Source organism: Chitinivorax sp. B, from assembly GCF_005503445.1.
GTDB lineage: Bacteria > Pseudomonadota > Gammaproteobacteria > Burkholderiales > SCOH01 > Chitinivorax.
This window is the reverse complement of the sequence record NZ_SCOH01000012.1, coordinates 40,173-65,860: the sequence shown is the minus strand read 5'-3', so window position 1 is coordinate 65,860 and position 25,688 is coordinate 40,173. Positions and strand designations below refer to the sequence as shown.

Below are 25,688 nucleotides of genomic sequence, written 5' to 3'. Positions count from 1 at the left end.
CGATCACAATATCAATGTCAAAAGAAATTAGAGCCATAAAAGGCATGAATGATATTTTGCCCGGTGAAAGTGATACCTGGCAGTTTTTTGAAGCTACTGTCCGTGATTGGGCTGCAGCCTATGGTTATCAAAATATCCGTACCCCGATTGTTGAAGAGACAAGCTTGTTTGTCCGCTCGATTGGCGAGGTAACCGATATTGTTGAAAAGGAAATGTACAGCTTTGAGGATTCGCTTAATGGCGACAAGCTGACGTTACGACCAGAGGGAACCGCATCATGTTTGAGAGCAGTCATTCAACACAACCTGTTGCATAGTGGGCCGCAGCGCTTATGGTATTCGGGGCAAATGTATCGCCACGAACGTCCTCAAAAGGGGCGTTACCGCCAATTCCACCAAGTGGGTGTGGAGGCATTGGGGTTTGAAGGCCCTGATGTCGATGCGGAGCTTTTGTTGATGACCGCATCACTATGGAAGCGTTTGGGTCTTAATAATCTCGAGTTGCAATTGAATTCGCTTGGTACCAGCGACGAGCGTCTCCGTCATCGTGAGGCTCTGATTCATTATCTTGAGCAGCATCAAAATGTGCTCGACGAGGATGGTAAGCGTCGCTTACATACCAATCCGCTGCGTGTGCTGGATAGTAAAAATCCCGCAATGCAGTCAATCTGTGATGCAGCACCTAAATTGTCAGATTACTTGGGTGATTCATCTTGCACACATTTTGAAACATTGCAGCAGTTGCTGATGGCCTGTGGCATTACATTCACGATTAATCCGCGGCTGGTGCGCGGACTTGATTATTACAATCTGACTGTATTTGAATGGGTAACCAATGAACTGGGGGCGCAAGGAACGGTATGTGGCGGTGGGCGCTACGATGGCCTGATCGAACAGCTTGGTGGCAAATCGACACCTGCCTGTGGTTTTGGCATGGGTATAGAGCGGTTGCTGCTGCTGATGCAAGCACAGAGTATTGAGACGCCACAGGTACGGCCAGATGTCTATTTGGTTCATCAGGGGCACAATATTGGTGCCTATGTCATGCAAACGGCTGAATTACTTCGTGCGCAAGGATTGAAGGTTGTATTCCATGGCGGACAAGCCAGCTTTAAATCCCAAATGAAAAAAGCGGATGCTAGCGGTGCCCGATTTGCTGTAATTGTGGGCGAAAATGAGGCTTCTGCTGAAGTGCTATCGGTCAAGCCTTTGTTGAGTGATGGCGTGCAGCAGACAGTTTCGAAGCAGCAAGCTGTAGATCTGATTAAGCAATAACTTTTGAAAAGTAAGGCAAAAATATGGCCTATGATTTGCAGGAACAAGAACAACTGGATGCCATGAAGGCGTTCTGGAAACAGTATGGCGGCTTGATCGTTGCTGTTGCAGGTGCAGCCATTCTGGTATTGGCTGGTAGTCAAGTCTGGAAGCATCATAACTTGAGTCGTGCTCAAGCGGCTTCGACGGAATATGTAGCCCTTGAGCAGGCATTCGAAAAGAACGATGTTGCCAAAATCAAGGAATTTTCCGGTAAGTTGTCTCAAGAATTTGCTGGTACACCATATGCGTCTCGTGCGGCATTGATGGAAGCCAAGCAAGCTTTTGATAAAGATGATTTGAAGACCGCTACGGAGAAACTTAGTTGGGTCATTGAAAATGCCGGCGAAGCGGAGATCAAGGATGTTGCCAGGTTACGTCTGGCAGCAGTTCAGTTGGATCAGAAGCAGTATGATGCTGCGCTGAAAACCTTGGATGCAGCACCTGCTGATGCGTTTTCAGCTCAGTTTGCGGAAATGAAAGGTGATATTCAATTGGCCCAAGCTAAGCCTACTGACGCGGCCAAATCCTATCAACATGCCCTGAATAAGCTAGAAAAAACTGCGCCAAGCTATCAACTGGTACAGATGAAACTTGATGCACTTGGAGACACCAAGTGATTCGTACCCGTTTAACCTTGGCGGTAGCCCTGATCGGCATACTTGCGGCATGCGCTAGTACAGATAATGCGCCAGAACCAGCCAAGCTGACCCAGATTACTGATTATGCTCAAGCAAAAGTGATGTGGAGTCAGGATATTGGTAGTGCCGACGATTTTGTCTTCAGACCTGCTATAGATGACGGAAAGGTCTATGCCGCAGAGCGTGATGGAGACATTTCTGTATTTGATCTGTCGACTGGTAAACGTATCCTGGGATGGCGAGCCGCTGGCAAACTGTCATCTGGTGTTGCTGCATCGCGTGGGAATGTTGCAGTGGCCAGCGAAAAGGGCGTGCTTTATCTGTATGACGGTCGCGGTAAATTGCGCTGGCAAGTTTTAGCTGGCACTGAAGTAGTGTCAACACCGGTTATTGCAGGGGATGCTGTCATCGTCCATGCAAGTAATGGTGATGTTTCAGCATTCAATCTGGAAGATGGTAAACGACGCTGGGTGTTTCAGCGTGCTATTCCTGCTTTGACCTTGCGTAGTTATGCGCCTGTCGTTGCTGCAGGCAGCATCTTGTATGCGGGGTTGCCCGCTGGCAAGCTGGTTGCATTGCGACGTGATGATGGCAACGTATTGTGGGATGCTGTCGTAGCTCAACCAAAAGGGGCAACTGAGTTGGAGCGTATTTCAGATGTGACTAGTGCTCCGGTTGTGGATGTAGATGTTATATGTGCCGTGGCGTTTCAAGGTAAGGTTAGCTGTTTTGATGCCAGTAATGGCAATCCTGGCTGGAGCCGGGATGTATCCAGTTCGGTGGGGTTGGCTGCAGACAGCAGCAAAGTCTATGTGACAGATGATGAAGGCTCGATCTTGGCATATGAAAAGCGTTCAGGCCGTAATCTTTGGAAACAAGCACGCTTGTTTGCTCGTGGAATTTCTGCGCCAGTAGTAATGGGACGATTTGTTGTTGTTGGGGATTTTGAAGGTTATGTTCACTTTTTGTCAGCAGATGATGGGTCTTTCCTGACCCGAATCAAGACTGACGGTTCCGCAATTCGGACCGCACCAATAGTCATTGGCGATCAGGTGGTCGTTCAAACGGAGCGTGGCGGAATTTTTGCGTTATTTGCAAACTGACGGAGGGTAGTAATGAAACCCACAGTTGTATTGGTTGGGCGACCCAACGTTGGTAAGTCAACCTTGTTTAATCGGTTGACACGTTCGCGTGATGCGATTGTGGCTGATATGCCAGGCCTGACACGGGATCGGCACTATGGCCATGGTCGTGTTGGCGGCAAGCCTTATCTGGTGGTGGATACTGGTGGATTTGAGCCGGTGGTCAAAGAAGGTATTCTGCATGAGATGGCCAAGCAAACTCTACAGGCCGTTGACGAAGCCGATGTTGTTATCTTTATTGTGGATGGTCGGAATGGTCTGACTGCACAGGATAAAACGATTGCGGATAAGTTGCGGCGAAGTGGTCGTGATGTTCATCTAGTAGTGAACAAAGCAGAAGGCATGAATCGTTCCACCGTGACAGCGGAGTTTTTTGAGCTTGGATTAGGTGATCCCGTTGCGATTTCTGCTTCTCACGGCGAAGGTGTGCGTGAGTTGATGGAGGAAGTGCTGGCAAATCTGCCAGATGTATCAGCGGAAGAAGAAGGTAAATCGACCCACCCGAAATTTGCCATAGTAGGGAGGCCCAATGTCGGTAAATCGACATTGGTGAATAGTATTTTGGGCGAAGAGCGGGTGATCGCGTTTGATTTACCTGGTACTACGCGCGATAGTATCTATATCGACTTTGAACGTAGTGGCAAGCAGTACACCATTATTGATACAGCTGGAATTCGACGGCGCGGTAAAGTGAAAGAGGCCATCGAGAAGTTTTCAGTGATTAAGACGTTGCAGTCTGCTGAAGATGCCAATGTAGTTGTACTGGTGTTGGATGCGCAGCAAGAAATTTCCGATCAGGATGCTGCCATTGCTGGTTTTATTTTGGAAAGTGGTCGTGCTTTGGTTGTGGCCATCAATAAATGGGATGGCTTGGACGATTACCGGCGCGATCGGATCAAGCATGATTTGGATCGCAAACTGAAGTTCCTTGGCTTTGCTAAATTCCACTTTATTTCGGCATTACAAGGCAAAGGAGTCGCTGGTTTGTTCCAGTCGATTGATGCTGCTTATGGGGCAGCGATGGCTAATCTTTCGACGCCGAAATTAACTCGCGTGTTGTTGTCTGCTGTACAAAAACAGGCACCTCCACGAAAAGGGCCGGTTAGACCAAAAATGCGTTATGCCCATCAAGGTGGGATGAATCCGCCGATTGTTGTAGTACATGGTAGTGGTCTGGATGAAATTCCGGAAAGCTATGTTCGTTATCTGGAACATACTTTCATTGAAGTGTTCAAACTACAAGGCACGCCTTTGCGTGTCCAGTTCAAGCAGTCACACAATCCTTTTGCCGATAAGGACTGAATGACTTCCTGCCATCGTCAGCTTGTTTGGCTGACGATGGCGTCGCTTCGAACCTCGTTAGGTCGATTTGGCTGTAACCCATTGCACTTGTGCTTACTATGCATTTGTAATGGCCTGTTTTCTGGCTTTTCGCTAGAAATTGCAGTAAAGTTGACAAGGATAAGAACTTCTACATTACCCAGCGGAGTGAAGAATGAGCAATAAAGGGCAAATGCTACAAGACCCGTTTTTGAATATTTTACGAAAAGAACATGTACCGGTTTCCATCTACTTGGTAAACGGTATCAAATTGCAAGGTCAGATCGAATCTTTTGATCAATACGTCGTGCTGTTGAAGAACACAGTTACTCAGATGGTGTACAAGCACGCTATCTCTACTGTGGTTCCTGCTCGTTCTGTCAGCATTCCTTACGAACAGCCTGCGCATAACGCAGACGCTTGATTTTTTCTGCTCCATCCGCATATTGAGAAAGCACATTGCCATGCAATGTGCTTTTCTGCGCCCTAACCTCTCTTTGAGATCTGAATTTAGTGTTTGACCGACATCAAGGCGGCGATGAAGCCGTACTTGTCTGCCTCGACTTTGGTGATGCAGACTATGAAGATAGTTTGATTGAGCTGCGTGAACTGGCTTCCAGTGCTGGTATCGTCACGTTGGCAGTGGTGCAAGGGAAACGCTCACGGCCAGATCCTGCTCTATTTGCAGGTTCCGGAAAAGTGGACGAGATTGCCGAAGTTGTACGGACCTATGGTGCGCAGGTAGTCATTTTCAACCATCAGCTATCGCCAGCACAGGAGCGTAATCTGGAGCGACGCATGCAGTGCCGGGTGGTGGATAGGACTTCACTGATTCTGGATATCTTCGCACAACGTGCTCGTAGTCACGAAGGTAAACTGCAGGTCGAATTAGCCCAGTTGGAGCACATGTCGACCCGTCTGGTACGTGGCTGGACTCACTTGGAACGACAAAAGGGTGGTGTGGGTTTACGTGGTCCGGGGGAAACTCAGTTGGAAACTGACCGTCGCTTGCTTGGGAAGCGTGTCAAAACCTTGAAGGATCGCCTTGCCGTCTTACAGCGTCAGCGACAAGTTCAGCGTAAAGGGCGAGATCGCGCTGGCAGCATATCCGTCTCGATTGTAGGCTATACCAATGCAGGCAAGAGCACGTTGTTCAACGCATTGACTAAAGCCAAGACTTATGCGGCCGATCAGTTATTTGCTACGCTAGATACAACCAGTCGGAAGCTGTTTCTAGATGCGCAGATCAATGTGGTGCTTTCTGATACCGTTGGTTTTGTACGGCAATTGCCTCACACCCTGGTTGAGGCATTTCGTGCCACATTGGAAGAAACCATTCGTGCTGATTTGCTATTGCACGTGGTGGACTCCAATCAAGAGGGGCGGGATAAGCAGATGGAGGAGGTCAATAAGGTATTGCACGAAATTGGAGCAAATTCCATTCCGCAGCTGATTGTATGGAACAAGATTGACCTAAAAGGGGTCTCATCGGCGGTGGAGCGGGACGAGTATGATAGAATTTCGGCCGTTCGCCTGAGTGCACGCACTGGCGAAGGGTTGGACCTGCTGCGCGGTGCAATCACTGAATTTGTCCAGGCGCAGCGGTCTGATCAGGGCTCCTCACAGCCAACGATGCCTTTGCATCTGAATACCAACAACACCGGATCTAACTAGATGGCGCAAAACGACCCACAATGGGGCAAGCGTGGAAACGACGGCCCCCCGGATCTTGACGAACTGATCAAAAAATTTACAGCAAAATTGTCAGGCATGTTTGGCGGAAAGCCCAGTGGTGAGCAGCCCTCCAGTAATGGTGGGAAAGTGTTTGCCGGCGGTGCGGGAATCATTGGTGGTGTGGTTGCCGCCTTATGGCTCGCCAGTGGCTTCTATTCGATTGATCCAAGTGAACATGCGGTTATCACTCGCTTTGGTAAGCTGGTCGATGAAGTAGACCAAGCTGGGTTGCACTGGCGCTGGCCTTTTCCGATTGAACGTCATGAGGTGGTCAATATGTCTGGCATTCGTGCCGTGGAAGTAGGCCATCGTGGTGGTGGTCGTACCAAAGTGCCTGAAGAGGCATTGATGGTGACGGGTGACCAGAACATCATTGACGTGCAATTTGCCGTTCAATACCAAATCGCAAACGCATCAGATTTCTTGTTCAATAACGCATTCAATGACTCAGACGGAAAAGATTTGGTATTACAGGTGGCGGAATCAGCTATTCGAGAAGTGGTCGGCCGTAACAAAATCGATTTCACCTTGAACGAGGGGCGGGCGCTGATCGCACGAGATACTGAACTGCTGATGGCTGCCATGCTCAAGCGTTACAATTCTGGTATCAAAATCACCAGTGTACAAATGCGAAATGCTCAGCCACCTGAGCAAGTGCAAGCCGCATTTGATGATGCGAATAAGGCCGGCCAGGACAAAGATCGTTTGAAGAGTGAAGGTGAGGCTTATTCGAATGATATTGTGCCCAAGGCAAGAGGCTTAGCTGCGCGTCTACATGAAGAAGCTGTTGCCCACCGCCAACGTGTAATATCGACTGCTGAGGGTGATGTTAGCCGCTTCAATCAGATTTATGCGGAATATAAAAAGGCTCCTGCTGTAACACGTGAGCGTATGTATATCGATATGATGCAGCAAGTCATGGTTAATACAAGCAAAGTGGTTGTTGACCAAAAGGCAGGGAGCAACTTGTTATATCTGCCTCTGGATAAGTTGATGCAAATGAGTAATCCGTCTGCAACGGTGTCCTCATCCTCTGTGAATGGCGCTGATAACTTACAGCGCGCCCCTGTAGAAGTGATGACTCAGTCTGTCGAATTAGGGCGAAGTAGAGACCGTGGTCGTGAGCGGGAGGGGCGTTGATATGGAAAACAACAAGATTTTGCCTGGCATTGCGATCGGCCTGCTGGTGTTGATGCTGGCTTGGAGTAGCGCATTCCGTGTTGATCAGCGCAAGTTTGCAATGGTGTTTCAGTTTGGCGAAGTGATTCAGGTGATCGATAAGCCTGGCCTGCATTTCAGGAAACCTTTGCTGGAAAACGTTCGTTACTTTGATAAACGCATCATGACGATTGATGCAGAAGAGCCGGATCGTTTTCAGACGCAGGAAAAGAAGAACGTTTTGGTTGACAGTTATATCAAGTGGCGGATTGTCAGTGTCGAGAAATTCTTCAAGACCTTCAGGGGACAAGAGGGTGTGGCGGCTGATCGATTACGTCAAATTGTCTATGGAGGCCTGCGAGACGAAATTGGTAAGCTCACTGTATCCGAGATCATTTCAGGACGTCGTTCGAATGTGATCGAGTCATTGATGTCACGTACCAATGGTGAAGTGGCTGAGTATGGTGTGCAGGTTGTCGACGTCCGACTCAAGCGTGTCGATTTTCCGACAAATATTTCTGGTGCGGTGTATGACCGGATGCAAGCAGAGCGTAAACGTGTGGCAAATGAATTGCGTTCGGAAGGTGCTGCAGAGTCTGAAAAAATTCGTGCTGATGCAGACCGCCAACGCGAAGTGATTTTGGCACAGGCTTACAAAAAGGCTCAGGAGATCAAGGGTGAAGGTGATGCCAAAGCTGCTGCTATCTATGCAGAAGCTTACAGCCAGAGCCCTGAGTTCTATTCGTTCTATCGTAGCTTGGATGCTTATAAGCAAAGCTTCCGTAACAAGAGTGATGTAATGGTGCTTGATCCAAGTTCGGATTTCTTCAAATATCTGAAGAGTCCTGGTAAAGGGGCAAGTAAATAATGTGGCAGACACTCTTGCCGGCACTGGCACTTATGTTGGTGTTAGAAGGGTTACTGCCACTCCTGTTGCCGAAGCTATGGCGGGAGACATTCTCCCGCTTGATTGCTTTCAATGATGGTCAATTGCGCTTCATCGGCTTGATTTCAATCGTTGCCGGATTATTGACATTAGCTTTTCTGGCCTGAATTTTCTGCCAATTCCGAAAGTATTGCCCATGCATCGCTGGTTGTTGCCTGAGTATATTGCTGACATTCTGCCCGCAGAAGCGAGGCTGGTTGAAGAGAAGCGTCGCCGAGTGTTGGATTTGTTCCATAGCTGTGGTTACGATTTGGTCAGTACCCCGTTAATCGAATACACCGAGTCACTAATAGGTGAAGGTGATCACGATTTGGATATGCGAACCTTCAAGCTGGTTGATCAATTAAGTGGTCGTCAGTTGGGTTTGCGCGCAGATATTGCCCCACAGGTTGCTCGTCTTGATGCGCATTTGTTGAACAGACAGGGGGCTGTTCGCTTATGTTATGCAGGGAGTGTCGTGCAGACTCAGCCCACTAGTTTGCTGGGTAGTCGTGAGCAGTTGCAGGTCGGCGCGGAAATCTATGGTCATGCGGGTATTGAAGCTGATCTGGAAATCATGACCCTGCTATTGGACTGTCTGGCATTGCTCGGTGTGCAAAGTGCGCAGCTGGATATCGGTCATGCAGGCGTCTATCGTTCATTAGTAGGTCATTTCGATTTGAATGCCGAACAAGAACAAGCATTGTTTGCCGCCTATCAGAACAAGGATGTAGCAGAACTGGTTGCCTTGACAGACCCGTTGCCAGATGTTGCTCGCAAGGCTTTCCGTTCTTTATCAGAATTGAACGGTGGTCGAGACGTGATTGAGCAGGCACGTGCCAACCTGCCGCTATTGCCGGGCATCAATGATGCTTTGGATGAATTGGATCGTGTCATGGCAGAGTTGAACGTTATTGGAGCGCAGGGAGGGATCGATTTGGTAGAACTGCGCGCGGCACACTATCATAATGGTCTGGTTTTTGCTGCTTATGCTGAAGGTTGGCCCAATGCTATTGCATGGGGGGGGCGTTATGACAATGTGGGCAGACAGTTTGGGCGTGCGCGTCCGGCAACTGGGTTCAGTTTCGATTTACGTGAGCTGATTGGCAAATTAGAACTCGGCGATGCGCAGAAGGCGATACTGGCACCTTACGCTCCGGATGATTCAGCCTTATATCAGGTGATTCGAGCGTTGCGTACCAATAATGAGATTGTGGTGATCAATCTGCCCGGGCACGAAGCCCATGTGGTGGAATTGAATGTTGACCGTGAGCTGCAAAAGCGTGGCGGTGTATGGCAGGTCGTTCCCTTCGGCCGGTGCAATTGAAACAAGAGGTTGTTATGTCAAGAAACGTCGTGGTGATCGGCACCCAATGGGGTGACGAAGGTAAAGGAAAAATCGTCGATTGGCTGACCGATCATGCCGAAGGGGTTGTCCGCTTCCAGGGTGGTCACAACGCCGGTCATACACTGGTCATCGGTGGCAAGAAAACTGTACTGCGCTTGATTCCATCTGGTATTTTGCGCGAAGGCGTGGCTTGTTTTATCGGTAATGGCGTGGTGTTGTCTCCCGAAGCCCTGCTGAAGGAAATCGGTGAGTTGCAAGAAGCTGGTGTGGACGTTAAATCCCGCTTGACTATTTCTGAAGCATGTCCGTTGATTCTGCCGCATCACGTAGCCATTGACCAGGCTCGTGAAGCCGCCAAGGGCGAAGCCAAGATTGGCACGACAGGTCGTGGTATTGGGCCCGCATATGAAGATAAGGTCGCTCGCCGTGCCATTCGCGTGCAGGATCTGTTCTTCCGTGAGCGTTTTGCGGCCAAGCTGGGTGAGGTGCTGGACTATCACAACTTCGTATTGAAGCACTATTTCAAGGCTCCTACTGTTGATTTCCAGCAATCACTGGAGCAAACCTTGGCTTTGGCTGAGCAGATTCGCCCGATGGTAGGTGACGTATCCCGCATTCTGGCCGATATGAACAAAGCCGGTAAAAATATGCTGTTTGAAGGTGCGCAAGGTACCTTGCTGGATGTGGATCACGGTACCTATCCGTTTGTTACTTCGTCCAACTGTGTGGCAGGTGCTGCATCACCTGGTGCAGGCGTTGCGCCGCAAATGCTGCAGTATGTATTGGGTTTGACCAAAGCCTATACCACTCGCGTGGGTTCTGGTCCGTTTCCGACGGAATTGTTTGACGATGTAGGTGCCGGTCTTGCCAAGCGTGGCAATGAATTTGGCTCAGTAACGGGTCGTCCACGCCGTTGTGGCTGGTTTGATGCTGCGGCACTGAAGCGTTCCATTCAGGTAAACGGTGTATCTGGTCTGTGTGTGACCAAGCTGGATGTGATGGATGGCATGGCGCACATTAAGCTATGTACCGGTTATGTCATTGATGGTAAACCGACTGATATTCTGCCTGTAGGGGCAGAAGAATTGGCTGGTTGTCAACCGATCTATGAAGAAATGCCAGGCTGGTCCGAAAGTACTGTAGGTATCAAGCGGTATGAGGATTTGCCAGCTAACGCCAAACATTACCTGAAACGTATCGAAGAAGTATGCGGGGCACCGGTGGATATTATTTCGACGGGCCCAGATCGTGAAGAAACTATCGTGCTACGTCACCCTTACTTGGCTTGATACCAGTTGGCTGCAGTACTGAAAACGGGCGGTATACCGCCCGTTTTGCATTTTCGGTTTGCCACGAGTTCAATTGATGAAAACACAAATTGTGAACAGCACACCTGCTTTCAATATTGTATTTGATGATGTGCATTTACTGGTGGTGGACAAAGCACCTGGTATTGAATTCCATCGTCAGTCAGACCAGCAATCGTTGATTGATAGGATACGTGCAGAATGTGGGTTGCAAACGTTATTTCCAGTTCATCGTCTCGATAAAGTAACTTCAGGTTTGGTTATATTTGCCAAATCGCAAGCAGTGGCAAGTGAGTTAGGCTGGCAATTTGAGACAGGGCAAATCGAAAAATACTACTTGGCACTGTCTGATCGTGCGCCTCGTAAGAAGCAAGGGCTGATCAAAGGGGATATGCAGAAAGGGCGGGGTGGTGCCTGGCGTTTGTCATCAAGTGTTGAAAACCCCGCAATTACCCAATTTTTTAGCTATTCGCTGCAACCGGGATTACGTCTTTTTCTATTGCGTCCCCGCACCGGGAAGACTCATCAACTCAGAGTGGCAATGAAGTCATTGGGGGCTCCGATTTTGGGCGATACGCTTTATGGTGGAAAGATGGAGGCCGTGGATCGCGTGTATCTCCATGCCTATACACTGCGATTGATGCTATCGGGGCAGCCTTACTTGTTGCAGGCACGGCCAAACGTTGGGGGATATTTTCAACTGATGAATGACAACAAGTTAGAGTCATTACTCAATCCATGGGCATTGCCATGGCCCCGCATTTGAGTATCTACTGAATATCATCCTGATGAGATTGGCGATTGATAAAGCCAACAGATCTGAAACAAGCGGTGTGCAACTTGCGCCATCTCTGCTTTTTGCAGTTCTCCCAAATATTGTCATGACACATGAACGGACCTTGATCTGATTGGTTAATCCAAACAGAAACCATATGACAAGGTTCAAGTTAGAGCTTATACTCGATCCAAATTAGAGTAATAGCTTTATATTGTTGCCGGCAAGTTGGCCATTTCCAATTGCCAGTCTGCAGTGGTTGCATATCAACAGTTGGAGTAAGTGTAGTGATTAGAGGCCTGCACCATGACCAACCATAAGGTCATATGCGCCAGGAGCATGTAAAGGGAGGAGATGATGAAGGATCACTATAAGTTTATAGGCCATTTTTATGATTTGCTGAGCAACCTATACAGCGGCAAATCCATTAAACATTGCAAAGTCGCGATGCTAGATCACCTTAAGCCGGGGGATAGGGTGCTGTTTGCGGGGGCAGGGCATGGAATGGATGCGGTCTATGCAGCACAACGTGGTGCAGATGTGACGGTGGTCGATCTCTCAGAAACTATGTTGAACAAGTTTCAACAGAACCTCGAAAAGAGCGGAGTCAACGTCACCATTCGCAGAGTACATTGCGATATTTTGCATGTCATCGAGTTTGAACACTATGACATGGTAGTGGCCAACTTCTTTCTGAATGTTTTTGAGCACGAGATGATGGTGAAGGTGTTAGCGCACCTGATCAAGCTTGGTAAGCCTAAGGCGCGGATTGTTGTTGGTGACTTCTCATTTCCCTCAGGTAATCTTCTCTCCCGCTTGTTTAAAACATTGTATTGGTATCTAGCCGTTGGGTTCTTCTGGCTATTTGCCAATAACGCTTTCCACAATATCTATAACTATCCCGAAACCATGCGCCAGCTTGGTCTGGATGTGACTGAGAAAAAGCATTTCCGTCTGCTATTGCTAAATTGCTACTGGTCCATCATGGGGCAAAAAGCTACGTGATGATGTTCATAAGCAGTGATTGCTTTCCCCAAAGGGCTGAATGTTGCGTGGGAAGGTTTGTCTGGCAAACATGTCAGTTGGTAAGGCGGTTCAGTAGAGAGGGAGTGGCGCAAATGCAAGATCAAGTATTCGTGCTGGATGCAGCGTCGTTACAACCGTCCATTGACATGTTCAGCCATAGCGAGCGGGTAGGCTATCTGATGCAACATGGTGCACATGCAATGGCCTTTTCGACCATGCAACCTGATATGGAGTACTTTGATGTACCCGGCATTGGATTTATGAGTTATGCCCGGTATTGGGGTATGCAGTTTGTACTGAGTGATCCGGTTTGTGATCCTAAACATCTCAATATCATACTCGACAAGTTTGTAACCCATTTTCCCAATGCTGCCTTTGCTCAGGTCAGTAAAGCTGTGGTGGATCATCTTCATTGGAAACATGGCTATTATGGTACGCAGTTTGGCTCGGAATTGCGTATTGAGTTGAGTAACTGGCATTTGCGGGGCGCCAGGAAGCAGATTATTCGTACGGCGATCAATCAGGCCAAAGTGCAAGGTATCGAGATCAAGGAAGGTCCATTTGACCGATACACCAAAACCATCTCAGAAGCCTGGATTAAAACTCGGCGCTGCAAGAACAATGAAATTCGCTTTCTGATCCGTCCCATGTTAATGGATTACAAAGAAAACACGCGATATTTCTATGCCTACCATGAAGGTCAGGCTGTTGCTTTTGTGTTTTTCGATCCAATTTATCTGGATGGCAAGCTGGTCGGCTACGTTCCGAATATCTCTCGATCTTGCGCACTCTTCAAGCAAGGGTTGTGGTATGCCTTGATGGCATATGCAATCGACGTATTTCGACATGAGGGAGTAGCTTATGTGGATCTAGGATTGGTTCCGTTGATGTTGGCAGATGAGTGCGAACCACAAGAGAGCCGCTTGTTGCGCAGCTTGATGTCAGTGATTCGCGAGCGTGGAGACATGCTTTACAACTTCAAAGGACTGCAATTTGCAAAATCACGATTTGACGGTCAAGTAACCAAGACCTATTGCTGTCACCGGAATGCTCTACCAGCATTGGCAATGGCAGGTATGTTCCGCTTGACGCGCATTATCTGACCGGGGGATGAAATGTCGCAGCCATTTTCCACCGTGCGCTCGGCACTGGCGGGCAAGCGAATTCTGCTGACGGGTACAACAGGCTTCATTGCCAAGGTGGTACTTGAAAAACTGCTATACGACATACCGGAGGTGGGCAAGGTATTGGTGCTATTACGTGGTAATGCCAATTTTCCGGATGCGGCACAGCGTTTTCGCCAGCAAGTAATGACTTCTTCAGTGTTTGACCGGTTGCGGGGGGTATATCAGGATAGTTTTCAAACCTTTTGGCAGGACCGTATCGAATGTGTAACGGGGGAGCTGACTCTACCCGATCTAGGCATGTCACCTGTAGCCTTAAGGGCCTTGGCGCAACGGGTGGACCTTGTGATCAATGTCGCTGCCAGTGTCAATTTTCGTGAAGCGCTGGACCAAGCATTAGCCATCAATACTTATAGTGTGCGGCACCTGCTGGCATTGGTGGAATCGGCGGATTCGATTCCTTTTATTCAGGTTTCCACCTGCTACGTGAATGGTTTCAATCGGGGCGCAATGCGAGAGGCTTTGGTACACCCCTCCCGTGGTGTAATCCCATTCAATCCAGCCGGATACTATGAAGTTGACACCGTGTTGACCGAGCTTGAGTGTAAGATTCAGCAAGTGTGTATGCAGTGGGGGGCGACATCAAAGCTGAGCGACAAGCTTAGGGAATTGGGCATTCAGCAAGCCCAAGCCTATGGTTGGAATGACACCTATACCTTTACGAAATGGCTGGGCGAGCAGGTTGCATTGAAAGCAACGTACGGTAAGACATTGACCATCGTCAGGCCCTCGATTGTCGAAAGTACGCTACGTGATCCAGCCCCTGGATGGATCGAAGGCGTGAAGGTCGCAGATGCAATCATCTTGGCCTATGCCAGACGGAAAGTTGCTTTTTTTCCAGCCAAGCTGGATGAGGTAATCGATATTGTGCCGGCCGATCTGGTGGCCAATGGCATTCTGTTGGCCACGGCAGAGGCTGTACTTGATCCTGATAGACAGCGCATTTACCAAGTCTGTAGCGGGGCTGCCAATCCCATCTGTTTGGGCTTCTTGATCGAATTGTTACAAGCGGAAGCCAGGCAGCATTGGCAGCATTATGATCGCTTGTTCTATAAGGCCCCGACACATCAATTTTGCACGGTGAGCAGAACGACTTTTTTGGCTGGCCTGGTTTTTGCGAAGCTAGGTTTGTCTCTTATCGGCAAGATCCGCAGACTATTGGGTGCTGTTGACTCCTGGCCTGCGTTGGAGGCATTGCAAACGACACAAACATTGGCAACAGTATTTTCTTTCTATACATCACCACGCTATGTATTCCATAACGAACAATTGATGAATTTGGCAGATCGGATGGGAGAGCTGGATAAACAGCTGTTTCCTGTCGATGCCCGTCTTATTGACTGGCCCACCTATCTGTGCAAAATCCATATGGCGGGCTTGAACCGATATGCCTTGCAGGACCGTCATCAGCGAATTGATCGTGTCGACGAGGTGGTGGAGAAGGAGGTGCCGATTTCGGCTAAAAGCCTGGGGTAATGGATAGAGGGTTTATGACAACCCCTATCCATGTTGATGAACTACATAAACCAGTTGATCCAGCCATCAAGTCCAACATGGGTGATGGTATATGCAGCCTGTTGGCGCACGACGGGTTTAGCATGGAAGGCAATGCCCGTGCCTGCCTGTGCCAACATCTTCAAGTCATTGGCACCATCCCCCAAGGCGACGACCTGATCCGGTCGTAGTTGTAGATCGTTACGAATACGCAGCAGCCAGTCAGCCTTGGCCTGTGCATCCAGAATGCCGCCAATCAGACGTCCAGTCAGTTTGCCATTTTCGATCTCCAAGGTGTTGGCGTGTGCGTAGGTTAGCCCCAGCCGTACTTTCAGGCGCTCGGTGAAGAAGGTAAAGCCGCCTGATACTAACAGGGTACGTAGCCCCGCAGCTTGAGCTTGGTGCAGCATGCGCTCCGCACCTGGCGTCAATGCCAGCCGCTCTTCATACACTCGCGTCAGTGCAGACTCCTCCAGCCCGGCCAATAATGCTACGCGTTCGCGAAGTGACTGGCTGAAATCCAACTCTCCACGCATTGAGCGTTCGGTGATGGCTGCGACTTTGTCCTTGATACCCTGCATGTCGGCGATTTCATCGATACACTCAATTGTGATCAGGGTGGAATCCATATCCATCACAACCAGACCAAAATCACTCAACTTGCGTTTACTTTCAACAAAGGCAAAGTCATAGGCCGCTTCGTCACAGAAGATGGCAATGTCGGATCGTGTCTGGGGATCTGCCCCGAGAAGGCGGAAGGCTTGTGTGTCCATACTAGAGTGTGGAATGGCCTCAATGGTATGGGCATTGGCAAGATGTGCAAGGTGCTTGAGGTTTTGTGTGGCAATCTCGGGTGCCTGAATGACAAGCTTGTACATGGAGCAAATCCTTAGGCAAGAGCCTTGAAGAAGTCTTTCAGCAGACGGATTCTAGGCTGTAAATCAGCCAGTTTGGCTTCGATTTTCAGTTTCTCCGGCCCTGCCAACTTGTATTGACGATTGTTCTGAATCAGCTGAATGATCTTCATTGGATCAATCGGTGGATTCGGAATGAACTGGACATGGATGGCTTGCTCGGTGGCATCAACTTGCTTGATACCCAAAGGTTTGCCTGCCAAGCGAAGGCGGTGGCATTCCAGTAATGTCTTGGCGGGTTCGGGTGGCAGCCCGAATCGATCAATCAATTCCTGATGCATTTCATCCAGCTCGTCTTGTGTGTCGCAGTTGGCCAAACGCTTGTAGATCACCAAGCGTTCATGCACATCAGGGCAGTATTCATTGGGTAGCAACGTTGGTGCATGCAGATTGATCTCTGTGGTGACACCCAGTGGCTGGTTCAGATCAGGTTCCACGCCTTTCTTCAGTGCTTTCACTGCCTCGTTCAGCATGGCGCTGTAAAGACTGAAGCCTATTTCCTGCATTTCACCTGATTGTGACTCACCCAAAACTTCACCAGCCCCTCGGATTTCCAGGTCATGCATGGCCAGATAGAAACCCGAGCCCAGCTCTTCCATCATCTGTATTGCTTCCAGACGCTTCTTGGCCTGAACGGTAACAGCGGTCTCATCGGGGGTTAGTAGGTACGCGTAAGCCTGATGATGTGATCGGCCAACCCGGCCACGTAACTGGTGCAACTGGGCAAGGCCAAAGCGATCTGCACGGTTGATGACGATCGTATTGGCATTGGGGATATCGATACCAGTTTCAACAATGGTGGTGCAAAGCAGGACATTGAACCGTTGTGAGTGAAAGTCTCGCATGACGGCTTCCAGTTCGCGTTCGCGTAACTGACCATGAGCAATGCCGATGCGGGCTTCCGGTAATAGTTTTTCCAGTTTCTCCCGCATGTTCTCGATGGTTTCCACCTCATTGTGCAGGAAAAATACCTGTCCACCACGTTTCAGCTCACGTAACACAGCTTCGCGAATGATGCCATCATCAGTACGTGACACAAACGTTTTGATCGCCAAGCGTCGTTGGGGGGCAGTTGCAATGACCGAGAAATCACGAATTCCCTCAAGTGACATGGCAAGCGTGCGAGGGATTGGGGTGGCGGTGAGTGTCAACACATCCACCTCGGCGCGTAATGCTTTTAGTTGCTCTTTGTGGCGCACACCAAAGCGATGCTCTTCATCGATTATCACCAGGCCGAGATTTTTGAATTTGACATCGGGTTGTACCAGTTTATGCGTACCGATCACGATATCGATATGCCCCTCCTCCAACCCCTTCAAAGCCGTATTGATTTCCTTGGATGATCGGAAACGTGACAGCTCAGCAATTTTTATCGGCCAATCAGCAAAGCGATCGCCGAAATTCTGATAGTGCTGTTCCGCCAGCAAGGTCGTAGGTACCAGTACCGCTACCTGTTTGCCACCCATGACTGCCACAAAGGCTGCACGTAATGCCACCTCTGTTTTACCAAAGCCGACGTCACCACATACCAGTCGATCCATCGGCTGACCGCTGGTCATGTCCTGAATCACGGCTGCAATGGCAGATAACTGATCTGGCGTTTCTTCGAACCCAAAGCTGTCGGCAAATGCTTGGTAGTCATGGTCGCTTAATGTGAAGGCATGACCTTGTCGTGCAGCACGTTGGGCATAAAGATTGAGCAACTCGGCTGCTGTATCGCGAACTTGCTGAGCTGCTTTGCGTCTGGCTTTTTCCCACTGGCCGCTACCCAGCTTATGCAGGGGGGCGTCTTCTTGTGCTGCACCGCTGTAACGGCTGATCAGGTAAAGGTGGGAAACGGGTACATAGAGTTTGTCACTACCAGCATATTCAAGTAATAGAAATTCATCTTCTCCATTACCCAGGTCTAAGCTCACAAGGCCCATGTAGCGGCCAATGCCATGCTGTTCGTGGACTACCGGATCGCCAATTTTGACTTCTGATAAGTCACGTAACAGCGTGTCCGATGCTGGCTTTCGGCTTTGTCGGCTTTCCCTGTTACGGGTTACATGGGCATAAAGCTCTGATTCCGTAATGACAGCAACACCATCAGCCAGAATAAAGCCTGCTTGTACCAGCCCTACACCCAGGCAGAAATCTGCATCACCGCTCCGGAAGGTAGCCCAGTCCTCCAGGAGTGTGGGTTTCAAGCCATACTCAGCCAAATAGCCGGACATGGTCTCACGGCGACCAAGGGATTCGGCCAGTATCAAGACTCGTCCAGGATGACTGTGAATAAATGTATCCAGCCTAGTGAGCGGATTGTCAGCCCGACGATCTACCTGAATGGCAGGTAATGTCTGGCTGACGTTGGTATCAATATCACCTGGCGCAACCACATCAAGACGCGGATAAGGCTTGAGCGCTGTGAACAGTTCGTCAGCAGCCTGAAAAAGTGCTGTCGGCGGAAGCAGCGGGCGTTGCTTATCACCAGCCAGCAGCCTATAGCGGGACTGGGTATCCTGCCAAAAACGATTGGCTGCCTGATGCACATCATGATGGGTTACAACAACAATACTGGACGGAACGTAATCGAACAGTGTGGCAGTCTTGTCAAAGAACAGTGGTAGATAGTATTCGATACCCGCAGATGCCAAACCGTTGCCAATATCCTTGTACAGTTGTGAGCGGGAGGGGTCACCTTCGAACTGTTCACGGAAATTCCGGCGGAAGGTGGTTCGGCTGTTGTCATCCATGGGAAACTCTCGTGCTGGCAACAGGCGAATTTCCCGAACAGGATAGATACTACGTTGAGTGTCGACGTCAAAGGTACGAATCGTATCGATTTCATTGTCAAACAGGTCGATACGGTAGGGCAGGGTAGACCCCATCGGGAATAGATCGATCAGCCCACCTCGTACGCTATATTCCCCTGGGCTGTAAACCTGGGTGACATGCTGGTAACCTGCCAGGGTCATTTGTCCGCGCAATTTGTCTAGGTCGATCTTCTCTTTGATTTTCAGGAAGAACGTATGAGCTGCCAAGTATTCCACTGGTGGCAGTCGCTGCATTGCCGTGCTGGCTGGAACGATCAGAACGTCGAAATCTCCTTGGCGAACTTGCCATAAAGTGGCCAAGCGCTCGGAAATCAAATCCTGATGAGGTGAAAAATGATCATAGGGGAGTGTTTCCCAATCAGGCAATAACAACACTTGTTTGCCATGGGCAAAATAACGCAACTCATCCAACAATCTGAGCGCATGTTGGCTAGTTTCAGTCAGAATCAGCAGGGGGCCGTGACTACCAACCAGTTGGGCCAAATACCAAGCATCGGCACTGCCTGCCAGGATTGGGGCTGCGCTGCGCAGGCCCGGTTTCAGCGAAGGAGCTTGAAAACGCATGGGACGTACAAACCAGTCACAGTAAACCGTCGATTATAGCAGTGCCATTTCGTAAGTCGGGAGATTGGGGCGAGCTTATTGCTGCACCCTATGACAGTAGTGCGAGGGTTTGATTGCGAGCGCAGTATCTATCACCGCACTCTTGACTACTGGATGTTTTTGTCCTTGCGCTCTTCCTTCGCTTTCAAGTCTGTCGCCAGTTGATCAACTTCAGCCTGTTGCAGACGGCGAGCGCCGTCAAAACGTTCACGCCAGTATTTTTCCTTCATATTGACAACTTGTACGCCACCACCAGAACTTGGGGCGTGAATGAAACGATCATCACCCAAGTAAATGCCAACATGGGAAAACTTTCGTTTTAATGTATTGAAGAATACCAAGTCACCAGGTTTGAGGGCTTCTTTATCGACATGTTCACCTAGTTTGCTGATGGCCATCGCATTGTGAGGCAGCGCCATTTGTAAAGATTTGCCAAACACGTAACGCACCAATCCAGAGCAGTCGAGCCCTGTTTCCGGGGATTTTCCGCCAAATTTATATGTTACACCCATGAGTGCCAAAGCTTGCAGCACGAGATCTTGCGTCTTGATATCTGCTGTTGAAGGTTTTGCAGTGCTCGAATCGCTGGTTTTGTTGCTGTCCGATTTTGTTTTTGGTTTGCTGGCCTCAGCGCTGGTTGAAACAGGCGACCCTGGTTCCACATTCGGTTCTGCGTGTAAAGGGCTGATTAGGACGCCGATTGTCAGCGTCAACAGGATAGTCAGACTTTTCATAACCCCGAACTCTAACCCATGCCTGATAGTCCTGCCAAACGCGATCTATGTCTTGCTGGCTGTAGCATTTCATTGTCCGATTGGTGTTGACAGTTATTGAATAATGATTTCATTCGAATATTGTGTTTTTGTGGTCAGGGCGAGTAGGTTGCATGTTGACTACATTTTATCAATGCAAGTTCCTGTCAGGAAATGGTGCTGGGCGTGCGTTCCCGTATCATGTCGGCTATAGTCCAAGCGAAAACAATCAGGTCCAACGATGCTTAGGGAAACCTTCAGCGTATTACGCGATTTGCCGCGAGTACGTGAAATCAGCGCAGTGTTCGTCCGTAATGGGCTGGGTGATATTGTCCATCGGCTGGGTATTCCCGCAATGTTTGAGCGAGCGGGGCAAATGTTGCATGTGCCCGTTGACTCCTCCACTGAACCGATACCTGCACCTGTCAGAGTGCGCCTTGCACTGGAGGCGCTTGGACCGACCTTCATTAAGCTTGGGCAAGTTCTTGCGACCCGTGTAGATGTCTTTCCGCCAGAATGGGCCACTGAATTTGAGAAATTGCAAAGCAATGTGCCTGCGGTTCCTTTCGAGCAATTGGAAGCGGACTTGGTGCGAGCATTAGGTGCTCCACTGGCGAAGGTGTTCAAGACGTTGGATATCGATCCCATCGGTGCAGCCTCCATTGCCCAGGTTCACCGTGCCACTTTGTTCTCAGGTGAAGAAGTCATTCTGAAGATACGCCGACCAGGCATCATTCCCAAAATCGAAGCCGACTTGCGCATTTTGCGACACATCGCATCATTGGTTGAGTTTGAATGGCCTGACTTGCGCCGTTATCATCCGGTCTCAATCGTTGAGCAGTTCTCGAGATCGTTGCACCGCGAGCTTGACTTGAGTATCGAGGCGCGTAATGTCGATCGTTTTCGTCGAAATTTTGCAAATGACCCGCGCATCATTGTTCCTACCATTCACTGGGAGTGGACCAGTGAGATTCTCAATGTACAGGAGTACATTGATGGCATTCCGGGTAATGATCTGAAACGAGTTGACCAAGCGGGACTGGATCGACGTGAGCTGGCTGCCATTGGCGCTGATGCAGTGCTGAAGATGATCCTGATCGACGGCTATTTTCATGCTGACCCACATCCTGGTAACGTTTTTTACCTAGACGGGGGCAGAATTGCGTTTATTGATTTTGGAATGGTAGGGCGGTTGCCACATTATCGTCGGGACCAAATTGTCGACTTACTGGCGGCGCTGGCCAATCGTGATGAGCAGGGTATTTTGGATGTCGTGCTGGATTGGAGCAGCGACGCAGTCATTGACGAAGAGAAGCTGGTCGCAGATATAGCTGACTTCATATTTGATTACGAGTACCTGCCGCTCAAGGACATCCGAATCGGTGCATTGCTGAATCATGTTGTTAGCATCATGCGTGAGCATGCCATTGCATTACCACCGGACCTTACTCTTCTGTTTAAAGCATTGATCACCCTTGAAGGTTTGGGGCGTCAGTTGGATCCGGATTTTGAAATGGTTGCTCATATGACGCCGTTCGTCCGTGAGGTTGTCATTAATCGCTATCGACCATCCAGCGTGTTCCAGAGGCTCAAACACGAAGCTGTAGACACGCTGAAGTTACTATCCAGTGCACCCAGGGATATTGGCAAACTAATCAAGGAGATTCGGCGAGGCAAAGTCAAAATAGACCTTGATCTGAAACGGCTTGACCACTTCGGTCAGCAGATCAATCGTGCTTCCAATCGTCTGACCTTGGGCATTGTTACCGGTTGTTTGATCATCGCCTCTGCCATCGTTATGACAGTCCCATCGGGGCCCAAGTTGTGGGGGATGTCCATGTTCGGTTTTATGGGTTTCTTTATCGCATTTATCAACAGCTTGTGGATCATTTTTTCGATCTGGCGTTCAGCGAAAGACTAGGTGGTGTGACATAAGCCGTTTAACGCATGAAACAACACGCTTATCGCACATAGGTTGTCTTGCCTGTACAGCCGAAATACCATCAGACTTAACCAAGTTAGGAGTTATCAATATGCCTTTTCGAAACCGTGGTTTCACATTGATCGAACTGATGATCGCAGTTGCAATCATTGCCATCCTTTCAGCCATTGCAATTCCTAGCTACACCGACTATGTCCGCCGCGGCAAGATTGTCGAAGCACATTCGCTGCTTGCTGACTATCGCGTAAAAATGGAAGTGTACTATCAGGATAACCGAAGCTATGCGAATGCAGGGGCGTGTGGCAATGGGGCTAAGACTGGCAAATCGTTTTCAATTGCATGTGTTACGGGAAATAACGGACAGACATTTACCGCAACAGCAAGTAATTTGGCAAATGTGGGACTAGGGGCGGTTGGTACCTATCAATTTACCGTAAATGAACAGAATGACCAGCGTACGACCGCATTTGAAGGTGCTACTGTCCCCGCAACTTGCTGGTTAGCAAAAAAGGGCGCGACATGCTAGTGCGTGTTCGAGGATTCACCATCCTGGAATTGATGATCACGATTGCCATTGTTGCTGTCGTGACCATGCTTGTATTGCCAGAGGCATCTGTTTGGCTATCGAATTCTAAAACGCGCACCGTTGCAGAGAGCTACCAAAATGGATTGCAGATGGCAAGAAATGAAGCAATCAAGCGTAATTTACCAATCCGATTCGAAGTTCTCAACACTGGTGGTTGGCAAATTAGATTGGAGGAATCCGGTCAGGTTATTCAGCGTGATGTAGCAAGTACTGATGCTTCAATTAAATTTAGCGTAGCGTCAGGAAATGGAAAGACATACGTTGTTTATAGCGGGCTTGGTTCGCTGTGGGCTCCTGAGCAAGCTAATGCTATTGATCAGTTAAATATCACCTCAACAACAATTGCTGCCGATAAACGCGTACCGCTACGGTTAACCATATCTAATCCAAGCGGGGCTGTTCGGATGTGTTTGCCTTCCTCAAGTTTGCCGACAGGGGATCCTAGGAAATGCTAATAAAATCTCGTCAAAAAATGGCTGTGGTGAAAAAGCAGCAAGGGGCGATGCTGCTGGAAGGCTTAATTGCAATTCTTATTTTTTCATTTGGATTGCTGGCAATTGTTGGCTTACAGGGGCAGGCAGTTCGCGATGTGTCTGACGCAAGGGGCCGTATCGATGCTACGTATGTAATGAATCGTATTGTCGGAGAACTTTGGCTGCGCAATCCTGCTTTGTTGGTGAATGGCAAGAAAACTTATCAAGATGCCAGTGATGAGATCGGCGTCTTGGCAATGAGTCTCCCGAATGGTAAGGCCGTTGTAGATGTAAACAATAATCTCGTAACGGTGACATTAACTTGGAAGCCTCCAGCCGCAAAACAGGAAAACAAATTGGTCACTGTTACATCTGTAAATGAAGCGCTAAAGGCAGGTTCGTGATGAGAAAGCAGAATGTTTTGACCCATCATAGCGAACAAGGATTTGGTTTGATGGAGGTGCTTGTTGCACTGATACTTGGCTTATTGACGACTGTTGTCATTACTCAGGTAACAGGTGCTTTCGAGGGGCAAAAGCGTTCCACAATGTCAGGTGGGGACGCACAAACGGCGGGATCGACAGCACTATATTTTATCGAGCGTGACACTAAGAATGCGGGTTTTGGAATTGCAGTGCCGGGTGCTTTAGGGTGTCAATTGAAGGGTACCTATGACAAAGGTGGAGCTGCTGTAAATATTGATTGGAGGCTTGCCCCTGTTCTGATTGAAAATGGTGCTGGTGTTGGGGCTGCCAGTATTGATAGTTTAACAATACTGGCGAGTAATCGAATGGATTTTAGCTTGCCAGCTTCATCGTTAGCTGCAATTGTACCTGCTTCATCCATTGCATATACGGATTCTGTATTTGGAATCAATCAGAACGATATTTTGGCAATTTGGCAGGAAGGCGCTCCTCATTGTTCGCTTGTGCAGGCCACAACAGCGTGTAATGCAGATGCCTATAAAACCGTCGCTGCATGTCAAACGGATAAAGGTGTGGCATTGGATGCGAAGAAGCAGGCAGTGCCACATGTTGTGATGGATGTTGCAGGTGACTGGAATCCTTCGGATCCCACGACGCTTTATCCCGCAGGAGGTTATAAAACATATTCAAAACTCTTTAATTTGGGAACTATTCAAAGAATTTCCTATGTGGTGAATAACGGGAGTTTGATTCGCCGAGAGTTTCAGTCCGCTACTAACCAGTTTGTCGATACTCCTGTAATGGACAATGTTGTAAATATGCAGGCGCAGTATGGTCGAGATACAGATGGCAATGGCATCGTTGAAAATTGGACTGCGGTATCACCGACTACTGCGGCAGAGTGGCAACAAGTAATTGCAATTCGTTTAGCCGTAGTGGCGCGCAGTACTCAGTTTGAGAAGCAAGTGGTGACGGGCCCGAATCCACCGCAATCACCGCTACCTACTTGGAAAGATGGGGCTATAGCCGTGGACTTTTTGGCTGATTGGGATCACTACAGATATCGGACATTTGAAACTGTAATTCCGTTACGGAATCGCTTGTGGGGGCTTTCATGAGGGTTGTATCTGGTAATGGCGTAAAGCGGCAGCAGGGCGTGGTTCTATTTTTTGCTTTGATTGCATTGATAGCCATCACATTAGCCGCAATGAGCCTAATGCGTAGCAGGGATAATGCAGTGGTAATTGCCGGGAATTTAGCATTTAGACAGGCGGTTGTTGCTGCAACAGATGTAGTTGTTGAAGATGCTCGAAATTGGCTGATGGCGAATGCTGGTGACGCAATTGGCACCGGATTGAATACAAGCAAAATTGCAAATGGCTATTATGCATTTTCCACGTTTGGATTGGATGTGACAGGTCAGGCAACGGCCACAAAAAATGATGATGTAGATTGGGATGGAAATTTGGGTGTGGGTCTCAGGGCTTATAAGGTTCCTCAGGCCGAGCCGGCGCTCTCTGTTGGGCAGCAGTTTGCATACGTCATTCGCCGTCTATGTCGCGTCGATAATGTGGGTGTATCTGGGGCTGGGCAGGAGTGTGCTGTCTACACCACGAAAGGGGAAAGTGATTCCAAGCAGGATCAGGATGCAGGCAGTCGAGCGGTGAGTGGTGGGAGGTTTGGATACTATCAAGTAACTGTGCGTGTTACTGGCCCCAAGAATACAGTGAGCTATGTTCAAACTGTAATCATGATTTGAATCGTTGAGTTGCGCTGAATACTGGATCGAAGCTCATAGCGGAATTGAGGA

Annotated in this window: 24 protein-coding genes; 21 read left to right on the top strand and 3 right to left on the bottom strand. The window is 49.0% G+C overall.

The window, feature by feature from the left end:
• The first annotated feature begins 14 nt into the window (after positions 1-14).
• The 15 genes from hisS (at position 15) to FFS57_RS09440 (ending at position 15,349) form a co-directional block, all read left to right on the top strand.
• Positions 15-1,274 (top strand): histidine--tRNA ligase, encoded by a 1,260-nt coding sequence (gene hisS / locus FFS57_RS09510; protein WP_137937553.1) that lies wholly within the window; start codon positions 15-17, stop codon positions 1,272-1,274.
• 23 nt (positions 1,275-1,297) lie between these two features.
• Positions 1,298-1,933: a YfgM family protein gene (locus FFS57_RS09505; protein ID WP_137937552.1), complete on the top strand. Its 636-nt coding sequence runs from the start codon at positions 1,298-1,300 to the stop codon at positions 1,931-1,933.
• Complete coding sequence (bamB, locus tag FFS57_RS09500) at positions 1,930-3,057, top strand: outer membrane protein assembly factor BamB (RefSeq protein ID WP_137937551.1); 1,128 nt, start codon at positions 1,930-1,932, stop codon at positions 3,055-3,057. The genes FFS57_RS09505 and bamB overlap by 4 nt, the downstream gene beginning before the upstream one ends.
• Positions 3,058-3,069: 12 nt before the next feature.
• Positions 3,070-4,398: a ribosome biogenesis GTPase Der gene (gene der, locus FFS57_RS09495; protein ID WP_137937550.1), complete on the top strand. Its 1,329-nt coding sequence runs from the start codon at positions 3,070-3,072 to the stop codon at positions 4,396-4,398.
• A 193-nt stretch (positions 4,399-4,591) separates the two neighbouring features.
• On the top strand, positions 4,592-4,840 hold the full coding sequence (gene hfq, locus FFS57_RS09490; protein ID WP_137937549.1) for an RNA chaperone Hfq: 249 nt from the start codon (positions 4,592-4,594) through the stop codon (positions 4,838-4,840).
• Positions 4,841-4,929: 89 nt separating this feature from the next.
• Positions 4,930-6,090: a GTPase HflX gene (hflX, locus tag FFS57_RS09485; RefSeq protein WP_137937548.1), complete on the top strand. Its 1,161-nt coding sequence runs from the start codon at positions 4,930-4,932 to the stop codon at positions 6,088-6,090.
• Positions 6,091-7,290, top strand: coding sequence for an FtsH protease activity modulator HflK (gene hflK / locus FFS57_RS09480; protein WP_137937547.1), 1,200 nt, complete (start codon positions 6,091-6,093; stop codon positions 7,288-7,290).
• Position 7,291: 1 nt separating this feature from the next.
• Entirely contained in the window at positions 7,292-8,176 is an 885-nt protein-coding gene (gene hflC / locus FFS57_RS09475; RefSeq protein WP_137937546.1) for a protease modulator HflC, read from the top strand.
• Complete coding sequence (locus FFS57_RS09470) at positions 8,176-8,361, top strand: DUF2065 domain-containing protein (protein WP_137937545.1); 186 nt, start codon at positions 8,176-8,178, stop codon at positions 8,359-8,361. The genes hflC and FFS57_RS09470 overlap by 1 nt, the downstream gene beginning before the upstream one ends.
• A 29-nt stretch (positions 8,362-8,390) precedes the next feature.
• A complete protein-coding gene (locus tag FFS57_RS09465) occupies positions 8,391-9,560 on the top strand; it encodes an ATP phosphoribosyltransferase regulatory subunit (protein ID WP_137937544.1) in 1,170 nt (389 codons plus the stop codon).
• Positions 9,561-9,574: 14 nt separating this feature from the next.
• Positions 9,575-10,870 carry an adenylosuccinate synthase gene (locus tag FFS57_RS09460; RefSeq protein WP_137937543.1) on the top strand — a complete coding sequence of 432 codons (1,296 nt, stop codon included), beginning with the start codon at positions 9,575-9,577 and terminating at the stop codon, positions 10,868-10,870.
• A gap of 76 nt (positions 10,871-10,946) precedes the next feature.
• The gene (locus FFS57_RS09455; protein WP_137937542.1) at positions 10,947-11,654 is read left to right on the top strand and encodes a TIGR01621 family pseudouridine synthase; all 708 of its coding nucleotides are present in this window, start codon (positions 10,947-10,949) and stop codon (positions 11,652-11,654) included.
• Positions 11,655-12,020: 366 nt separating this feature from the next.
• Entirely contained in the window at positions 12,021-12,668 is a 648-nt protein-coding gene (locus FFS57_RS09450) for a class I SAM-dependent methyltransferase (protein WP_137937617.1), read from the top strand.
• Between the two features lie 113 nt (positions 12,669-12,781).
• Positions 12,782-13,792 carry a DUF2156 domain-containing protein gene (locus tag FFS57_RS09445; RefSeq protein WP_137937541.1) on the top strand — a complete coding sequence of 337 codons (1,011 nt, stop codon included), beginning with the start codon at positions 12,782-12,784 and terminating at the stop codon, positions 13,790-13,792.
• Between the two features lie 12 nt (positions 13,793-13,804).
• Complete coding sequence (locus tag FFS57_RS09440; protein ID WP_137937540.1) at positions 13,805-15,349, top strand: fatty acyl-CoA reductase; 1,545 nt, start codon at positions 13,805-13,807, stop codon at positions 15,347-15,349.
• Positions 15,350-15,390: 41 nt separating this feature from the next.
• Here the strand turns inward: FFS57_RS09440 and serB are convergent, their stop codons facing one another.
• The 3 genes from serB to FFS57_RS09425 form a co-directional block, all read right to left on the bottom strand.
• Positions 15,391-16,245, bottom strand: a complete 855-nt coding sequence (gene serB, locus FFS57_RS09435; protein WP_137937539.1) for a phosphoserine phosphatase SerB — start codon at positions 16,243-16,245, stop codon at positions 15,391-15,393.
• 11 nt (positions 16,246-16,256) lie between these two features.
• Positions 16,257-19,661, bottom strand: a complete 3,405-nt coding sequence (mfd, locus tag FFS57_RS09430) for a transcription-repair coupling factor (protein WP_137937538.1) — start codon at positions 19,659-19,661, stop codon at positions 16,257-16,259.
• A 146-nt stretch (positions 19,662-19,807) separates the two neighbouring features.
• Entirely contained in the window at positions 19,808-20,434 is a 627-nt protein-coding gene (locus FFS57_RS09425) for a C40 family peptidase (RefSeq protein WP_137937537.1), read from the bottom strand.
• 259 nt (positions 20,435-20,693) lie between these two features.
• Between FFS57_RS09425 and FFS57_RS09420 the strand changes: the two genes are divergently transcribed.
• The 6 genes from FFS57_RS09420 (at position 20,694) to FFS57_RS09395 (ending at position 25,637) form a co-directional block, all read left to right on the top strand.
• Positions 20,694-22,373, top strand: coding sequence for an ABC1 kinase family protein (locus FFS57_RS09420; RefSeq protein WP_137937536.1), 1,680 nt, complete (start codon positions 20,694-20,696; stop codon positions 22,371-22,373).
• Between the two features lie 112 nt (positions 22,374-22,485).
• Positions 22,486-22,920 (top strand): type IV pilin protein, encoded by a 435-nt coding sequence (locus tag FFS57_RS09415; RefSeq protein ID WP_137937535.1) that lies wholly within the window; start codon positions 22,486-22,488, stop codon positions 22,918-22,920.
• Complete coding sequence (locus tag FFS57_RS09410) at positions 22,914-23,435, top strand: GspH/FimT family pseudopilin (protein ID WP_137937534.1); 522 nt, start codon at positions 22,914-22,916, stop codon at positions 23,433-23,435. Before FFS57_RS09415 ends, FFS57_RS09410 begins: the two co-directional genes overlap by 7 nt.
• The gene (locus tag FFS57_RS09405) at positions 23,429-23,857 is read left to right on the top strand and encodes a type IV pilus modification PilV family protein (RefSeq protein ID WP_137937533.1); all 429 of its coding nucleotides are present in this window, start codon (positions 23,429-23,431) and stop codon (positions 23,855-23,857) included. Before FFS57_RS09410 ends, FFS57_RS09405 begins: the two co-directional genes overlap by 7 nt.
• Complete coding sequence (locus tag FFS57_RS09400; RefSeq protein WP_137937532.1) at positions 23,857-24,996, top strand: PilW family protein; 1,140 nt, start codon at positions 23,857-23,859, stop codon at positions 24,994-24,996. Before FFS57_RS09405 ends, FFS57_RS09400 begins: the two co-directional genes overlap by 1 nt.
• Positions 24,993-25,637: a pilus assembly PilX family protein gene (locus FFS57_RS09395; RefSeq protein WP_137937531.1), complete on the top strand. Its 645-nt coding sequence runs from the start codon at positions 24,993-24,995 to the stop codon at positions 25,635-25,637. The genes FFS57_RS09400 and FFS57_RS09395 overlap by 4 nt, the downstream gene beginning before the upstream one ends.
• The last annotated feature ends 51 nt before the right edge of the window (positions 25,638-25,688 follow it).